Consider the following 16896-nt stretch of genomic DNA (forward strand, 5'->3'; position numbering starts at 1 on the left):
TCAAAATTCTCCGAAGGTGTGGTCATAGGCCTTGTCCAGCGGTGCGCCGTTGGAGAGCCCTTCCACATATTCCGTGATGAGCCGCACTGCCAGCGGGAGAGCCTGCTGATACAGCGCTTCCAGCTCTTTGTCGCTGGCCTCGCACCGGGGATTGGGCTGGAGGTTCGCCACCAGCCCGTGCATGACATCATAGGTACCTGCCGCTTTCAGGGCCGTCAACACCACCCAGCGCTTGACCGGGCTGGTAGCCTGCAGCAGATGGTGCACCCGCACCATGCCCCGCATGGCTCCGTAGGTCTCGTCTGCCGTGACATTTTCGTAGAACGGCGCAATGATCTTTGCAAACTCCCGGTTGGGGCGGATATGCCCCGCCGTGAAAAAGTGCATCGGGTCAAGCCCGTCCTCCCGCATCAGCTGGTTGTCAAACTCCGTCTCGATCTCGCAGTGGCTCACACCGCTTTCCCGGGTGTAGCGCTCCACATAGGGGTGGCAGGTGCTGTCCAGTGCAAAGTGGCAGACGAACCCCAGCGCATAGGCCAACGCAGCATTCTTGTTGCGGGCCGTGTTCACCACGCCCCGGGCCCGGGTAAAGAACACTCGGCCCGGCTGCTCGTGCATGGCGTTGCCCAGCCGGTTCACGGGGTTGGACTGCAATGCCCGGTAGTAGAACATCAGGTCAGGCCCGTGCAGGCCCATATCATACAGCGGCCGGTACGGGGTGATCTTTTCCCGCAGCTCCCTGGGCAGCTGCACCAGAACATCCGCACCAAAGCGGCGGTGTGCATACGTAGATGGCATATCCTCTCTCCTCCTTTTCGTACCAGAATCAGTATAGCAGAATCCCACCCCCGCCGCCACCCTTCCGGGTCTGATTTGTGTAAAATTTTTGAGATATTTTTCATCACGCCCATCCCATAGCGCAAAAACGCCCCGCCGGTCTCCCGGCAGGGCGCTCTCGCAGGGTGGTATTGCAGACCAGTTCAGTCTGTGAAACGTCCGGCAGCCAAAAGCCGCCGGGCGTTTTTGACCCGGCGGCTTTCAGCTATTCCAAACGATCAGTCTTTCTTCACCATCATCTTGCTGGCCTTATAGATATCGCCGCAGCCCAGAGTGATGACCAGATCGCCCTCCCGGGCATTCTGCTTGACCCAGTCAGCGGCAGCCTCCAGGCTGTCCACCAGCACAGAGTTGGGGATCTGCGCCGCCAGTTTTGCGCTGGTAATGGTGGGGTCGTTGGGCTCGCGGCTGCCCATGATGGGGGTGATCACCGTAATATCAGGGATCTTGAACACATCCACAAAGTCGTTGAACAGCATCTTGGTCCGGCTGTATGTAAACGGCTGATGGACTGCGATGACACGATTGTAGCCCAGCTCCTTGGCGGTGTTCAGGGTCGCGCGGATCTCGGTGGGATGGTGGGCGTAGTCGTCCACGACCACCGCGCCGTTGCACTCGCCGTAGACCTCAAAACGGCGGCCTGCCCCCTTGAAGTTCAGGGCAGCGTTGGCGCACTCCTCCACGGTCAGGCCCACAGAGCGGCAGACAGCACACATGGCCAGTGCATTGTAAATGTTGTGGCGGCCCGGCACTGCCAGACGGATGTGGCCCAGCTCATTGGTATCCCACTCCTTCAGATCAAATTCAAAGAAGCCGGGCTTGTACTCCTGCACGTTGACAGCACGGTAATCGGCCGCATTGTCAATGGCAAAGGTGCGCACGCGGCGGTCCAGGGTGTACATGACATCCATGGTGTTCTTATCATCTGCATTGGCAAAGATCATAAAATGGGTCATCAGGGCAAAGCGCTTGAAGGCAAACTTCAGCTCGCCCATGCTGCCGTAATAGTCCAGATGGTCGTTATCGATGTTCAGCACCACGGACATATAGGGGGTCAGCTTGAGGAAGGTCTCGGAGAACTCGCAGGCCTCGATGACGATATCATCACCCTTGCCGGCTTTGCCGTAGCCGCCGATGAGGGGCAGCTTGCCGCCGATGACTGCAGAGGGATCACGACCTGCCAGCTCCAGTGCGGTGGTGATCATGGAAGTTGTGGTGGTCTTGCCGTGGGTGCCGGAAACGCAGATGCTGTCCTTGTACAGGCGGCTCACATAGCCCAGCAGAACGCTGCGCTCCACAGTGGGGATGCCATAGGAAGCGGCGGCGTTCAGCTCCACGTTGTCCTTGGCAATGGCGGCAGAGTAGACCACCAGGTCAGCGCCGATCACGTTGTCCGCAGCATGACCCAGGCTGACCTTCACGCCCATCTCCCGCTCCGAGCGGATGATGCTGCCGTCCAGCACATCGCTGCCGGAGATATCATATCCCTTGGCAGTGAGGATCTGGATCAGCGGATACATACCGCTGCCGCCGCAGCCGATGAAGTGGATCTTTTTTACATGATCCAGCAGATGCATGGTATAATCAGTAACGAACATAAGCAGGCAAACCTCCAATAAACAAACGGCCGCAAGGCAGACCGAATCCATCTTAATTCTTGGGTACTACTTATTATATAATTTTTGGCCGACAAAATAAACAGTTCCGAGCGAATTTTCGGAAAGAACCAGAAACTCCGGCACATTTTTGTGACAACTGTACAGATAGCCCATGGATTTTCGCCCCTTTTGCACACTTCATAAAAGATTTACATTTTTTATCGGCTTGATAGCTAACAATTTTGAAGTATTTGTGGTATGATAGTTGCAAATTTTTGAACTATCACACTGCCGCCGGACGCGCGGCTGGAAAAGAGGAATCTCATTTTGAACATCAAGATCACTGCGGACAGCACCTGCGATCTGTCCGAAGCGCTGCTCCGGCAGTGGAACATCAGCCTGATCCCCATGCACATCCTCATGGGGGAGGAAAGCTATCTGGACGGCGTTACCATCCACCCCGCCGATGTATTCGCCCATGCCCAGAACGGCGGCAAAATGCCCAAATCCGCCGCCCCCAATCTGGTGGAATACACCGACTTCCTCGCCCCCTTTGCCAGAGACTACGATGCCGTCATCCACATCAATGTCGGCTCCAAATTCTCCTCCTGCTTCCAGAATGCCCGGCTGGCGGCGCAGGAGTTCGGCAACGTCTATGTTGTGGACAGCGAGAATATCTGCACTGGGCAGGGCTATCTCGTCCTGCAGGCAGCCAAGTGGGCCGCTGACGGCCTGCCGCCCAAGAACATTTCCATGCGCTTACAGGGCCTTGCCAAGCGGGTCGAGTTGAGCTTTGTGCTCAACCAGCTGGACTACATGGCCAAAAGCGGCCGCTGCTCCGGCGTGCTGGCCTTCGGGGCCAACATTCTGGGCATCAAGCCCAGCCTGGCCGTCATCGATGGTGAACTGAAAGTCGTGCGGAAGTACCGGGGCAGTCTGCCCATCTGCGTGGGCAAGTACATCACCGACCAGCTGGCGAACCGGGAGGACATCGACCGCAGCATGGTGTTCATCTCTTCCACCCAGGCAAAGCCCGGCTGCATGGAGGCCATCAAGGCCGGACTGCGGCAGTACGGCAATTTTGAGAATGTCTACGAGACCGACATCGGCACCACCATCGGCGGCTATTCCGGCCCCGGTACCATCGGCATCGTGTTTGCACGCAAGCAGTAAATTTCTCCCTGCACACAAAAAAGACGCGCTCATCACAGAGCGCGTCTTTTTTGCTTGATATCCGGTTTTCTCAGCTCAGCCGTCCGCTCTCTACCGAGAAGCTCAGGTCGGCCACGGCCATGGTGGATCTGCGATGGGAGACCAGCAGGACAGTCTTTTCCCTGCACTCATCCCGCACGGCCTTGAGGATGATCCCTTCGTTCAGGCTGTCCAGATTGGAGGTAGGCTCGTCCAGCAGGAGAAAGGGTGCATCGTGCAGGAAGGCACGGGCCACACCGATGCGCTGGCGCTCACCGCCGGAGAGTGCACCGCCCAGCTCGCCCACAGGGGTATCATATCCCTTGGGCAGGCTGTTGATAAAGCCATCCAGCGCGGCCTTTCTGCAGGCAGCCTCCACCTCGGCACGGGTGGCATCGCGCCGGGCGATCCGGATGTTGTTTTCTATGGTATCGTCAAACAGCTCCGTTTCCTGGGTCACAAAACTTTCCTGGGCGCGCAGGGCGGCAGTGTTCACGGCGCGGATATCACGTTCACCAAACCGGATGGTGCCGCTGCTCACATCCCAGAAGCGCATGAACAGCCGCAGAAAGGTGGATTTGCCGCTGCCGGAACGGCCCGTGATGCCCACGATCTTCTTTTCCGGGATGGTCAGGCTCAGGTCGTGGAGCACCTCTTCCTTGGCGTAGGCAAAGCTGACATGCTCAGCCTGTGCACCGGTAAAGTTGGTATCCGCGCCGTCGGTCACATCGGCAGTCACGGGGTCCTCGTCCAGCAAGTCAAGGACACGGTCGGCACTGGCGAACACCTGGGTCAGGCTGGCACCGAGGTTGGCCAGCGCCACCACCGGGCCAAAGGAGCTCAGGGCCGACAGGGTGCAGACCAGCACCCCCTCCGCGCCCAGCTGGCCGTTCTGATACAGCCGGATGCTCACCCCCAGCACAGCCAGCGCCGTCAGCACGATGAGGGTGTTGGCGGCACCCACAGTCACGCCCTCGCGGTACTTCATGGCCTTCTGCTTCTCCCCCAGCGTCTCGCTGTGGGCCGTGATGCCCTCGGCACGCGCGGCGGTGTTCTGGTACTGCAGGATATCCCGCAGGCCGCGCAGGCTTTCCAGCAGATAGCTGTTGGTGTCGGCCAGGGTCTGCCGGTACTCGCGGGCGGCTTTGTCGCCACGTCTGGCAGACCACACCGGCAGAGCAATGCCCACCAGCAGATAGCCTGCCAGCAGCACCAGTGCGGGCAGAATATGATAACTGGCCGTAAAGCAGGTCATGCCGGTCACACAGAGGATCGCGATACAGACCGGCGAAATGGTGTGGGCATAGAACACCTCCAGCTGCTCGATGTCGGCGGTGATCAGAGAGATCAGGTCGCCCCGGTCACGGCCCTCCAGTTTGGCGGGGGTCAGGCGGCGGAGTGCGCCGAACACCTTATCCCGGATGAGGGCCAGCAGCTTGAAGGCGATATAGTGGTTGGAGGCCTGCTCTGCGTAGCGCAGCACGCCGCGCAGCAGGGCAAAGACAAGGATGCAGACAAAGGCCGTGCCCACGCCTGCCAGCGGGCTGGGCAGGCCTGCCGCCGTGAGCAGGGCAAAGCCGCCGAAGACCGTGATAAAGGTGGCGCAGAAGTGGCCGATGACGCCCATGACAATGGCTGCCAGCATGATGGGCAGCATGGGCCGGACCAGCACGATCAGCCGTGCGGCAATGGCAAACGGACTGCGGTGTTTTGTGTTGTTCATGCGCTCACCTCCCCAAGGTCTTCCAGCTGTTTCTGGGCGTTGTACAGGCGGCTGTACACCCCCTGTGCCGCCAGCAGGTCGTTGTGCGTTCCCTGCTCGGCGATGCGGCCTGCCTCCAGCACATAGATGCAGTCGCTGTCCACCACATTGGCCAGACGGTGGGAGATCAGGATCACTGTTTTCTTTCCCGCCAGGCTGTGGATGGCTTTCATGATATCGTTCTCGCTCTCGGCATCCACATTGGAGGTCGCCTCGTCGAACACATAGATGGGCGAATCATGCAGCAGGGCACGGGCCATGGCAAGGCGCTGGCGCTGCCCGCCGGACAGGTTGGAGCCGCCCTCGTGGAGCGCCGTTGCAAGGCCGCTCTGGCTGCGGCAGAAGTCTGCAAGGTTCACCTGCTCCAGGGCCGCCCAGAGCTCGGCTTCGGCTGCATCGGGCCGGGCCATCCGGAGGTTGGCTTCCACCGTACCCTTGAAGATGGCCGCATTGTGGGGCACCAGTGTCAGCAGGCGCAGGCGGTCGGCCTGTTTCCATTCGCTGACCGGGATGCCGCCCAGCGTGACCTCTCCCTCCGTCGCAGTGCGGGCACCGGACAGGATGGCCGCTATGGTGCTCTTGCCGCAGCCGCTTTCGCCCACCAGCGAGACAAAGCTGCCCTGCGGGATGGTCAGGGACACATCGTGCAGAATGGTGCGCTCCTTCTCGTAACCAAAAGTGACATGCTCCAGCGCAAGGGTGCTGTCGGCCGGGTCGGCAGTCTTTTCGCCATCTTCAGGCTCCTGGGCAGAGAGCAGCCTGAAGATCTTCTCAGCCGAAGCCGCACCATTCATGGCAATGTGGAAGTAGCTGCCCAGCAGGCGCAGGGGCAGGAAGAAATCCGCCGCCAGCAGGAGGATGGTCAGGGCGCTGGTCAGGCTGAGCTCGCCCTTGGCAAAGGCCGATGCCGCGCTGATGATGCCCAGACCCGCACCGCCGTAGGCCATCAGGTCCATCAGGGTCACGCTGTTCAGCTGCATGGTCAGCACCTTCATCGTGATCTTGCGGAACCGCTCGGCCTGGGCATTCATCTCCTCGTGCTTCCAGCCGTCTGCCTGATAGATCTTCAGGGTGGTCAGGCCCTGGATATTCTCCAGAAAGCTGTCGCCCAGGGTGGTGTACTCGCCCCAGTAGTTCGCCAGCAGCTTCTTGGCGAACTTCTGCACCGCCACAATGGACAGGGGGATGAGCGGCACACAGCACAGCAAAAGGATGGCCGAGCGCGCGTGCACACCCACCAGCAGCACAAACAGGGTCACCGGGGCCAGCAGGCTGTAAAACAGCTGGGGCAGATACTTTGCAAAGTAGGTGTCGATCTGCTCCACACCCTCGCTGGCCAGCATCACGGCTTCACTGGTGGCCACCGTCTCGCTGTAACCGGCCCCCAGCCGGGTGAGCTTTGCATAGATGCTGCTGCGCAGGGTGCGCTTGACATCCTTGGAAGCCCGGTCGCTCATATCGGAGGCGCAGAGGGTAAGGCCATAGCGCACCGGCACAGTCAGCAGGCAGAGCAGCATCCCCTGCCAGAGGGCATTGCCGGTCAGGCTGCCCGCAAACACGCTGCCGATGAGGCGGGATACCGTCATCACCAGCACCACATTGCACAGCATCCCCAGCCACTGGAACAGCACGTTCAGCCCCACATAGCGCAGGGCCTTCCGATCGAAGGAAAGCAGTTTCTTGTTGATCACGAAGCGTTCTCCTTTTCGGATTCATCCGGGCCGAACAGGCGGTCATATTCGCCGGTAAAAGCCCGTTCGGGCAGGGCCGAAGTCAGAGCCAAAGCGGCATTATAGCGTTCCTCCTCGGTCATGTCGATGCGCACAGGCGGAAAATGCGTCAGCACCGTTTCCAGTTGAGCCCTGACCGCCTTTGCCACAAAGATGCCCCGATCGGTCAGATAGATTTTGCCATAGTGTTCCTTCACGATCATTCCCCGATCCATCAGCAGGTTCATAATGCGCACCACGCTGGGCTTGGTCACGTTCAGCTTCTCGGCAATGCTGCGGGAGCAGATATCCAGATGCGTCTGGGAGACCTCATAGATGGCCAGGAGATACCGCAGATGGGCTGCTGTCAGTTCCATAGTATCACTCTCTCCTATAATAATGTAAGCCGCTTCCAGTGTTATCCAAAGCTAACTTTTTTCATTCTAAAAAAGGGCGCGGGCCGATTGGATGTTCGACCCGCGCCCAGCGGTTTTTACTGATCAGTGGCAGCCGCTGCAGCCGCCGCAATTGCCATTGCAGCCGCCCTCGCCGCAGCCCCCACAGCCGCCATGCTTGTGGGAGTGCCATGTGGCCCAGCCCACACCGCCAAACACGATAGCACCTACAATAATGGTAGGCAGATTAAAGTTCGTGGCCAGGAATTCCATCATACAGAACACACCCTTTCAAACTGGACAGATGATTTTACTTGATCTTGGAAACGTCGATCTTGACCTCGTTGTCGCCAACGTACTTGTTGGGGCGGAACATCAGGTACAGGAATGCGGCAAAAATCACGATTGCCACGATGGTGAAGAAGTTGAAGCCAACCTCACCGGTGATCAGACCACCGATCTGGTACACGACCAGAGCCGCGCAGTAAGCCAGAGCGCACATATAACCGATAGCGATGGCAGTCCACTTGCCGTTGTTCATCTCACGCTTGATCGCGCCCATAGCAGCGAAGCAGGGAGCGCACAGCAGGTTGAAGATCATAAATGCGTAAGCGGACAGAGCGGTGTAATCCTGCGCAACTGCTGCCCAGATCTCATCACCGTTCTCAGACAGCTCGCCGCCGAAGTGATACAGAACACCGAAGGTGCCAACGACGTTCTCCTTTGCGATCAGACCAGAGACGGAAGCAACGGTTGCACGCCAGTTGCCGAAGCCCAGAGGAGCGAAGATCCAGGCGATCTTGGTAGCGATAGCGGCCAGGACGGAGTTGTCCTGATCCTCGACCATGCCGAAGGCACCATTCTCGAAACCGAAGCCCTGCAGGAACCACAGCACAACGGTAGCTGCCAGAATGACGGAACCGGCACGCTTGATGAAGGACCAGCCGCGCTCCCAGGTGGCACGGAAAACGTTGCCCCATGCAGGCACATGGTAAGCGGGCAGCTCCATAACGAAGGGTGCGGGGTCGCCAGCGAAGAGCTTGGTCTTCTTCAGAATAACACCGGAGCAAATGATGGCAGCCATGCCGATGAAGTAAGCGGAAACAGCAACCAGAGAGGAACCACCGAACATTGCACCTGCGATCAGGCCGATGATGGGCATCTTAGCGCCGCAGGGGATGAAGCAGGTGGTCATAATGGTCATACGGCGGTCACGCTCGTTCTCGATGGTACGGGAAGCCATGACACCGGGCACGCCGCAGCCGGTACCGACCAGCACGGGGATGAAACTCTTACCAGACAGGCCGAAACGGCGGAAGATACGGTCCATGATGAAGGCGACACGGGACATATAGCCCACATCCTCCAGGATGGACAGCAGGAAGAACAGAACCAGCATCTGGGGAACGAAGCCCAGCACCGCGCCGACACCGGCCACGATACCGTCCATAATCAGGCCGTACAGCCAGCCTGCCACACCGATGCTCTCCAGGAAGCCGCCCAGCGCGCCCGGCACGATCTCACCAAACAGGACATCGTTGGTCCAGTCGGTCGCAAAGGTACCGATAGCCCAGCCGCCATCTGCAATGGAGGTGCCCATGGACAGGGAGTACATCAGGAACATGACCAGCGCGAAGATGGGCAGAGCCAGCACACGGTTGGTCACGATCTGGTCGATCTTGTCAGAAGCAGTCAGGTGCTCCACACGGGCCTTTTTCTTGACGGCCTTGTCAACGACACCGTTGATGTAGGAGTAGCGCTGGTTGGTGATGATGCTCTCCGCATCATCGTCCATCTCCTTCTCGCAGTCTTTGATGTGCTCATCAATGTGGTCAGCCAGAGCCTTGTCGAGCTTCAGCTCTTCCACGACCTTCTCATCCCGCTCGAACAGCTTGACTGCATACCAGCGCAGGAAGCGGTCATCGACCTTGCCCTGGATGGACTCCTCGATGTGTGCAATGGCATGCTCCACACTGCCGGTAAAGACGTGGGGCAGCTCACCGGCCTTCTGCTTCTGGGCAGCGGCAACCGCAGCCTTGGCAGCAGCCTCGGTGCCCTCGCCCTTCAGTGCGCTGATCTCAACTGCCTGGCAGCCCAGCTCGCTGCTCAGCTTCTTCAGGTCGATCTTATCGCCGTTCTTGCGGACCAGATCGATCATGTTGACCGCCATAACAACGGGGATGCCCAGCTCGATCAGCTGGGTGGTCAGGTAGAGGTTGCGCTCAATGTTGGTGCCATCGATGATGTTCAGGATGGCATCAGGCTTCTCCTTGACCAGGTAAGTACGGGAGACGACCTCCTCCAGCGTGTAGGGAGACAGGGAGTAGATACCGGGCAGGTCCTGGATGATGACATCCTTATCGCCCTTCAGCTTGCCTTCCTTCTTTTCCACGGTAACGCCGGGCCAGTTGCCAACGTACTGGTTGGAGCCGGTCAGGTTATTGAACAGGGTAGTCTTGCCGCAGTTCGGGTTACCGGCCAGTGCAATTTTAATACTCATTGCGTGTCCTTTCCTCTCTTTGGAATCAAACCACTTCGATCATTTCAGCATCGGCCTTGCGCACACTCAGTTCGTAGTTGCGCACGGTCAGCTCCATGGGGTCGCCCAGAGGTGCCACCTTACGGACATAGATTTCAACACCCTTGGTGATGCCCATGTCCATGATGCGGCGCTTGACCGGGCCTTCGCCATGCAGGCGTGCCACGGTGCAGGTCTCGCCGACCTTCACGTCCTTCAGAGTTTTCATGCAAATTTCCTCCTCTACTTGTCTTTATTCAGAGACCATTCCAGTGTCGGAGCAGGTCCCAAACAGCGTGCTGCGCTGTTCAGCCAATCATAATGCGATTTGCCATCGTCCTGTCGAGTGCCAGTCGGCTTTCCTTGACCTGTACGATCAGGTTACCTGCGATCTCGTTGACTACGGTCACTTCGCTGTCCACCACAAAACCAAGCTCTGCCAGATGCAGGCGGACTTCATCTTTGCCGGTGATCTTCTTGATGGTGACGGTCTCGCCCGCCTTCGCCATTGTCAGAGGCATCATAACATTCCACTCCCTTTTTCACACTGTTTGTGGGCTGCTGATGCACCGGAGGGGTTAGTCAGTCGGAACTATCAGCATAGATAGTTTACGCTTACTAACCTTTGTTGTCAACAGTTTTTTCATTATTAAAAGTTAGTTTATATGAACAAACAGTTTTTCTGCCCAAATATCCCAGTTTTTTTATCACAATCAACAACAACTAACTCAAATTCCTGAGTAAAAGTTAGCCATTGTTTACATTTTACCGTCATTTTTTCTATCCATGAAATGACACAGCCGCCCGGTGCAGTGGTCAAGGCTGCAACGGACGGCCGCGTGTCAAAAGGAGGATTTCTTCCCGCCGGAGCGTGGTTTGTTCCGGTGGGTGCCAGGATAAAAAGAGAGTATTGGTAGAGAATGACTTGTCAAGCCGCCACAGCAAGGCGGAAAATGGGGGTACCCTCATGGAACAGGCGCAGATACACTCTGGTGCACTTGTTCAACTGGGCAAAATGACGCGCGGCGGCATCAGGGTCGCCGTAAGCCTTCCAGCAGCCGCAGCAGGTGAAGTTGCGGCCCTGATTTTCGATAAAGCCCACCACATCGGTGAGCGGATAACCAAGAAACACACCGATCTCATGGGGAAAATCGGCTTCGCAGCACAGCCGCCGGGACAGCTGCCGCAGCATACCGTCACAATCGGAAGCATCTTCCGGCAGGGCATAGCCCTCGCGCTGCAGGAACTCCCGCACCGCCTCATCGGCCAACACCTGACGCAGGCGGCTCTCGCGGTAAACATAAATGAGATACCGGTGGGTTTGAGCACAGCCCTTGAGGACCCGGACCTTCAGCCCCTTCTCCCCCAGCTGGTCATTCCAGCGGTGAACCCGGGCAGCCAGGTCGGCACAGTCCCGGGTCTCATAGCGGAACAGCCCGGCAGGCTTCAGCCCTGCCAGCACAGGTGCGCACTGTTCGATCATCACGGTCTCAAAATTACGCTCCATGGCTGCTTTCCCTCCGCTTTTATCCATTTGAGGAACAGCGTTCCCCGCCGCGCCGCGTTCTATGCAGGTGCAGCAGTTAGATATTTCTAACCTCAAACTCTAAAAGAATGCGGCACAGACCATTTGCCTGCTGACCGCTTTGTGGTTAGTTGTTTCTAACGTGGCATTATCTTACCACAGCATTGGGGTGGTGTCAAGTGGTTTTGACAAGTTTTCTGCATCAAACTTTTTGCGCGTATTGCGGCGTGTCGAAATTCATGGTATAGTATAGTCAGCCGCCCGCAAAGGCGGCGAAGGCGCTGTGTCCAAAACGCAGGCGGCAGCCCACTTGCCGGTACCTAGGTGCCGGGAATGGCTGGTTTCTTGAAGAGTTGCCCGCTCCCCGGATGCCCAAGGGCAGAAAGGGGCTTTTCTTTATGGAACCCGGGTTGCGGCTCCCAGCGTTCGCTTCGTGCAAATGCACTCGCGTCCTGCTGGCCGCTGCCCCAACAACTTCTCCCTCGATCCGCCGCTGGCGGCGGTCGTCGTTGTTGCAAATCACATGGAAAATCGCCACAAGCGATAAAAAACGCAAGAAAAAATGACCGCCTCAACGTTCCAAGCCTGAGCGGTCATTTTTCTTGACTAATATGGCAAGGGGCTAGTCGTTTGCGGCCAGCGCCTTTTCTATTTGTAGTATAGTCAATTTTTAACGATTTGTCAAGGATGTGTTTCCTATGCTTTCAACCACCCTTTCCCCTCTCGTGGAAAAACTCTCCACTTTGCTCTCTACCCATCCTGCCGCCCCGGTGCTGGTGGCGCTGGACGGCCGGTGCGGCAGCGGCAAAACCACGCTGGCAGCACAGCTGGCCCGGCAGTTTCCCCAGAGCATCATAGTGCATACCGATGACTTCTATCTTCCTCCAGCCAGCCGTGTGGCAAACTGGGAGCAGATCCCTTGCGCCAACATGGACTTGGAGCGTCTGCGTGCCCAGGTGCTCACCCCCGCCCGGGCAGGGCAGGCGATTCCCTACCGTGCCTACTCCTGCCAGGCGGGTGCCTACCTGCCGGAACAATGCTTTGCGCCCCAGCCGCTGGTCATCGTAGAGGGCAGTTACAGCTGCCACCCCACCCTTGCGGACTGCTATGATCTGAAGGTTTTCGTCACCTGCTCCAAGGAAGAGCAGGCCCGCCGTCTGCTGGCGCGGGAGGGAGAACGCTATTCCGGCTTCACCGCCCGGTGGATCCCGCTGGAAGAGGGGTATTTCGCAAAATTCCAGATCGAGCAGACCGTTGACTTTATCCTTGATACGACCTGTTAACTTTTTGCAAATTCCAGCGCTTTGCCCCTGCAAACCTGCTGCAAAATATGTTATAGTTAGGATGGAACAATAATTTTTTCAAGGCAAGGAGCAGCATATGGAACATTTTGTGCAGTTTGAGGATGTTTCCAAATATTATCAGACCGGCAGTGTCCGCATTGCGGCGGCCGATCACCTGAATTTTTATGTAGACAAGGGCGAGTTTTGCATCATTGTGGGCCCCTCGGGTGCAGGCAAGACCACCCTGCTGAACATTCTGGGCGGCATGGACACCTGCGATGAGGGCCATGTCTGGCTGGACGGGCAGGATGTGAGCCATTTTTCCGAAAAAGAGCTCACCACCTACCGCCGGTATGATGTTGGCTTCGTGTTCCAGTTCTACAATCTGGTGCAGAATCTGACTGCACTGGAAAATGTGGAGCTGGCCAGCGAGATCTGTCGTGATCCGCTGGACCCCGCCGCCACGCTGGAAAGTGTGGGTCTGGGCGAGCGGCTCAACAACTTCCCTGCCCAGCTTTCGGGCGGCGAGCAGCAGCGCGTTTCCATTGCCCGGGCGCTGGCCAAGAACCCCAAGCTCCTGCTCTGCGATGAGCCCACCGGTGCGCTGGACTACAAGACCGGCAAGCAGGTGCTGGCCCTACTCCAGCGCACCTGCCGCGAAACAGGGCGCACCGTTATCGTCATTACCCACAACACGGCCCTGACGGCCATGGCGGACCGGATCATCCAGGTCAAGAGCGGACAGATCCTGTCCAACAAGGTCAACGAACACCCGGTGCCGGTGGAACAGATCGAGTGGTGACCGCTATGCAGAAAAGCTATCGTAAAAATATTCGGCGTGACTTCCGGAGCAATCTGAACCGGTTCCTTTCCCTGTTCGGCATCGTGGCGCTGGGCGTGATGATGCTGACAGGCCTGGTCAGCTTTGCCCCCAGTATGCGCACCGCCGGGCAGAAGTACTATGTCCAGCAAAATGTGTTCGACCTGCGGGTGCTCTCCACGCTGGGCCTTTCGGAATCGGATCTCTCCGCCATTGCCGCCACGGAGGGCGTGAGCGCCGTGATGCCCGTGAAGTATCTGGACACCGAGGGCCGCTGGTCAAGCTCTACTGACGGAGCCGTGCTGCGGGTGCAGCAACTTCCCGCCGACCCGGCTGCGGAAACCGAGGCCAATATGAACCGCCTGACCCTGCTGGAGGGCCGGATGCCCGAAACCGCCAACGAGTGTGTGGTGCAGGTGCTGGGCCATGCTGACCCTGTCCCGCTGGGCACCGTGGTCACCCTGCCCGAGGACACCGAGGACATCCGCCGCACCGAATATACCGTGGTGGGCCAGGTGCAGGACCCCCAATATTTTTCTGCCACCCAGGAGACCAGCACCGTCGGTGACGGCATCCTGGATGCTCTTGTGTTCGTGCAGGACGGTGAATTGACTGCAGATTATTATACCGTCTGTTATCTCAAAGTAGCAGATGCCGCACAGTATGGCAATTACAGTGATGAATACCAAACCGCTGTGGATACTGTGGCTGACCAGCTGGATGCCATCAGCAAGGAGCACTGTGTGGCCCGCCGGGCCCAGCTTATCGAGGATGCCACTACCCAGCTGGACGATGCCAAACAGACCTACAGCGAGCAGAAGGCCGAAGCCGAGCGCCAGTTTGCACAAGCCGAGCAGAAGCTGACCGACGCGCAGCGGGAGCTGGATGCCGCCAAGGCCCAGCTGGACGCAGGCGAAGCCGAGCTTGCCGCCCAGAAGGCCGCCCTGCCCGATACCATGCAGAGCGGTGCCGCCACGCTGGTGAGCAGCGAAGAGCAGGTATTGGAATTTGAGGATCAGCTTCAGCAGATCCAGCTGCTGGTCAACCTGAAACAGGTGGCTGACCCCCTGCTGGGCTATGCCGAGACCGCCCTGAACAATGCCCAAAAGGCGCTGGACGAGGCCGAACCCGAAGACGAGGAATACACCGAGCTGCGGGACGCGCTTGCCAAGGCACAGGCCGCTTACGATAACATCAAGGGCCAGCTGGACGGTTATCAGGCCCAGCTGGATGCCGGCAAGCAGCAGATGTACGCCAAAGGGCTCATCTCCTCGCCCAACCTCTCCAACACCGACCTTGTCACTGAAGCCAAGGCCGCCCTGCGCAAAATGAAGGTACAGCTGCTGCAGGGCCAGCTCCAACTGAGCACCGGTACTGCCACCGCCTACACCCAGTTTGAGGCCGCCCGCGCCCAGCTGGACGAGGGCTGGGCACAGTACCAGTCCGGGCAGGAGCAGCTGGACGCTTCCCGCACCGAATACGAGACCCAGAAGACCGATGCGGAGCAGAAACTCGCCGAAGGCCAGCAGCAGATCAACGATGCGGAAGAGAAGATTGCGGACATCCAGAACGGCGAGTGGTATGTGCTGGACCGCGGCAGCACCCTGAGCCTTGTCACGCTGGAACAGTATGCCGACCGGATGGCTGCCATTGCCCGGGTGTTCCCGGTGTTCTTCTTCCTGGTGGCGGCACTGGTGGCTTCCACCACCATGACCCGCATGGTGGACGAGAACCGCCTGCAGATGGGCACCCTCAAGGCGCTGGGCTACTCCAACGTCAGTATCGCAGGCAAGTACTTACTGTACGGCATTGCCGCCAGCATTCTGGGCAGCATCGTGGGCATTGCCGTAGGCTTTGTGGTGTTCCCCACCATCTTCTGGTACGCCTACCGCACCATGATGTTCTCCATCCCCACCTTTACGCTGCACTTCTACCCGGGCCTGGCATTGGGCAGCATGGCCCTCAGCGCGGCGGTCATCGGCCTTGCCACCCTGCAGGCTTGCCGCGCCAGCCTCAAGGAAAAATCCGCCGCCCTGCTGCTGCCCCGTGCGCCTGTAGCGGGCAAGCGCATCCTCCTTGAATATCTCACCCCGCTGTGGAAGCGGATGAGCTTCTCCCAGAAAACCACCGCCCGCAACCTGTTCCGCTATAAAAAGCGCTTCTTTATGACAGTTCTGGGCGTGGCGGGCTGCACAGCCCTGCTCCTCATCGGCTTCGGCATCCAGGATTCCCTGCTGCCCATGCTGACCAAGCAGACCACCGAGCTGACCCACGCCGACCTGACCATCTCCCTGAGTGACGAAAAGGCGCTGACCATGGAGAACGGTCTGGCCGACCTGCTGGATTCCAGCAGCGGCATCACCAGCTGGGGCCGCTATTACACCAAGAGCGTCACCCTCTACAATGATGCGGGGGAAAAGGAGACCGTCAGCCTGGTTGCCGCCAATGACGAAAGCCAGATGACCGAATACTTCACCTTCCGCACCCGGCAGGGCCACAAGGCCATTGCCTTTGACGATTCCAGCGTCATCCTGACCGAAAAGACCGCCGAAAAGCTGGGGCTTTCGGTGGGCGACAGCTTTGAGGTGGAGACTGCTGACGGCGGGCGCAGGTCCCTGACCCTGACCGGCATCACCGAAAACTATGTCTTTACCCGGCTGTACCTCTCGCAGGCGCAGCTCAAAACGCTGAACGGTGGTGCTCTGCCCGCCTGGAACGCCGTTTACGGTCAGACCGACTGCCCCACCGATGCAGCCCGTGCCTCCCTCTCCTCCGCCATTCTGGCCTGCAACTATGTCAGCTCCGTCTCCTTCATCGAGGACACCACCCAGATGTTCGATGGCCTGATCGGCTGCCTGAACTATGTGGTCATGTTGGTCATCGTCTGCGCTGCCGCATTGGCCGCCGTGGTGCTCTACAACCTCATCAGCGTCAACCTGGGCGAGCGCAAAAAGGAGCTTGCCACCATCAAGGTGCTGGGCTTCTATGACAAGGAGGTCTACCGCTACATCTTCCGGGAGATCGACCTGCTCTCTCTCATCGGCTCCCTGGTGGGTCTGGTGGTGGGCATTCCCCTGCACCAGTTCATCATCCGCACTGTGGAAATGGACCAGATGATGTTCATCCGTTCCATCGCCCCCCGCAGCTTTGTGTTCAGCGTGGCGCTCACCATGCTCTTCAACTTTGCCGTCTGCCTGCTCATGCGCCGCCATGTCCGCCAGATCAGCATGGTGGAAAGCATGAAAGCGCCGGAATAAT

14 protein-coding genes are annotated in these 16896 nt (G+C 58.5%); 4 read left to right on the top strand and 10 right to left on the bottom strand.

Annotated elements, in window-relative coordinates; all coding sequences use genetic code 11:
- Positions 1–798 carry a zinc dependent phospholipase C family protein gene (locus MTP42_RS10710; RefSeq protein ID WP_005931300.1) on the bottom strand — a complete coding sequence of 266 codons (798 nt, stop codon included), beginning with the start codon at positions 796–798 and terminating at the stop codon, positions 1–3.
- 257 nt (positions 799–1055) lie between these two features.
- Positions 1056–2435, bottom strand: coding sequence for a UDP-N-acetylmuramate--L-alanine ligase (murC, locus tag MTP42_RS10715; protein WP_249257295.1), 1380 nt, complete (start codon positions 2433–2435; stop codon positions 1056–1058).
- A gap of 327 nt (positions 2436–2762) precedes the next feature.
- Between murC and MTP42_RS10720 the strand changes: the two genes are divergently transcribed.
- A complete protein-coding gene (locus tag MTP42_RS10720; RefSeq protein ID WP_097770415.1) occupies positions 2763–3608 on the top strand; it encodes a DegV family protein in 846 nt (281 codons plus the stop codon).
- 70 nt (positions 3609–3678) lie between these two features.
- Here the strand turns inward: MTP42_RS10720 and MTP42_RS10725 are convergent, their stop codons facing one another.
- From MTP42_RS10725 to MTP42_RS10760, 8 genes are all read right to left on the bottom strand, one after another.
- Positions 3679–5349, bottom strand: a complete 1671-nt coding sequence (locus tag MTP42_RS10725; RefSeq protein ID WP_249257296.1) for an amino acid ABC transporter ATP-binding/permease protein — start codon at positions 5347–5349, stop codon at positions 3679–3681.
- Positions 5346–7079 carry an ABC transporter ATP-binding protein/permease gene (locus MTP42_RS10730; RefSeq protein ID WP_249257297.1) on the bottom strand — a complete coding sequence of 578 codons (1734 nt, stop codon included), beginning with the start codon at positions 7077–7079 and terminating at the stop codon, positions 5346–5348. The genes MTP42_RS10725 and MTP42_RS10730 overlap by 4 nt, the downstream gene beginning before the upstream one ends.
- Positions 7076–7474 carry a metal-dependent transcriptional regulator gene (locus MTP42_RS10735; RefSeq protein ID WP_005931315.1) on the bottom strand — a complete coding sequence of 133 codons (399 nt, stop codon included), beginning with the start codon at positions 7472–7474 and terminating at the stop codon, positions 7076–7078. The genes MTP42_RS10730 and MTP42_RS10735 overlap by 4 nt, the downstream gene beginning before the upstream one ends.
- Before the next feature lie 123 nt (positions 7475–7597).
- Entirely contained in the window at positions 7598–7768 is a 171-nt protein-coding gene (locus MTP42_RS10740) for a FeoB-associated Cys-rich membrane protein (RefSeq protein WP_005931317.1), read from the bottom strand.
- 34 nt (positions 7769–7802) lie between these two features.
- On the bottom strand, positions 7803–9992 hold the full coding sequence (gene feoB, locus MTP42_RS10745; RefSeq protein ID WP_005931319.1) for a ferrous iron transport protein B: 2190 nt from the start codon (positions 9990–9992) through the stop codon (positions 7803–7805).
- Positions 9993–10017: 25 nt separating this feature from the next.
- Entirely contained in the window at positions 10018–10239 is a 222-nt protein-coding gene (locus MTP42_RS10750) for a FeoA family protein (protein ID WP_005931321.1), read from the bottom strand.
- Positions 10240–10318: 79 nt separating this feature from the next.
- A complete protein-coding gene (locus MTP42_RS10755; protein ID WP_005931323.1) occupies positions 10319–10534 on the bottom strand; it encodes a FeoA family protein in 216 nt (71 codons plus the stop codon).
- Positions 10535–10938: 404 nt separating this feature from the next.
- Positions 10939–11517 (bottom strand): DUF3793 family protein, encoded by a 579-nt coding sequence (locus MTP42_RS10760; protein ID WP_098924643.1) that lies wholly within the window; start codon positions 11515–11517, stop codon positions 10939–10941.
- Positions 11518–12233: 716 nt separating this feature from the next.
- Here MTP42_RS10760 and MTP42_RS10765 point away from each other — a divergent pair.
- The 3 genes from MTP42_RS10765 to MTP42_RS10775 all read left to right on the top strand — a co-directional run bounded on the left by MTP42_RS10765 (position 12234) and on the right by MTP42_RS10775 (position 16895).
- Positions 12234–12818: a uridine kinase family protein gene (locus tag MTP42_RS10765; RefSeq protein ID WP_249257298.1), complete on the top strand. Its 585-nt coding sequence runs from the start codon at positions 12234–12236 to the stop codon at positions 12816–12818.
- Between the two features lie 97 nt (positions 12819–12915).
- Positions 12916–13620 carry an ABC transporter ATP-binding protein gene (locus MTP42_RS10770; RefSeq protein WP_005931348.1) on the top strand — a complete coding sequence of 235 codons (705 nt, stop codon included), beginning with the start codon at positions 12916–12918 and terminating at the stop codon, positions 13618–13620.
- 5 nt (positions 13621–13625) lie between these two features.
- Positions 13626–16895 carry an FtsX-like permease family protein gene (locus MTP42_RS10775; RefSeq protein WP_249257299.1) on the top strand — a complete coding sequence of 1090 codons (3270 nt, stop codon included), beginning with the start codon at positions 13626–13628 and terminating at the stop codon, positions 16893–16895.
- Position 16896 lies beyond the last annotated feature (1 nt).

The organism is Faecalibacterium sp. I2-3-92 (assembly GCF_023347315.1).
GTDB classification, from domain to species: domain Bacteria; phylum Bacillota; class Clostridia; order Oscillospirales; family Ruminococcaceae; genus Faecalibacterium; species Faecalibacterium duncaniae.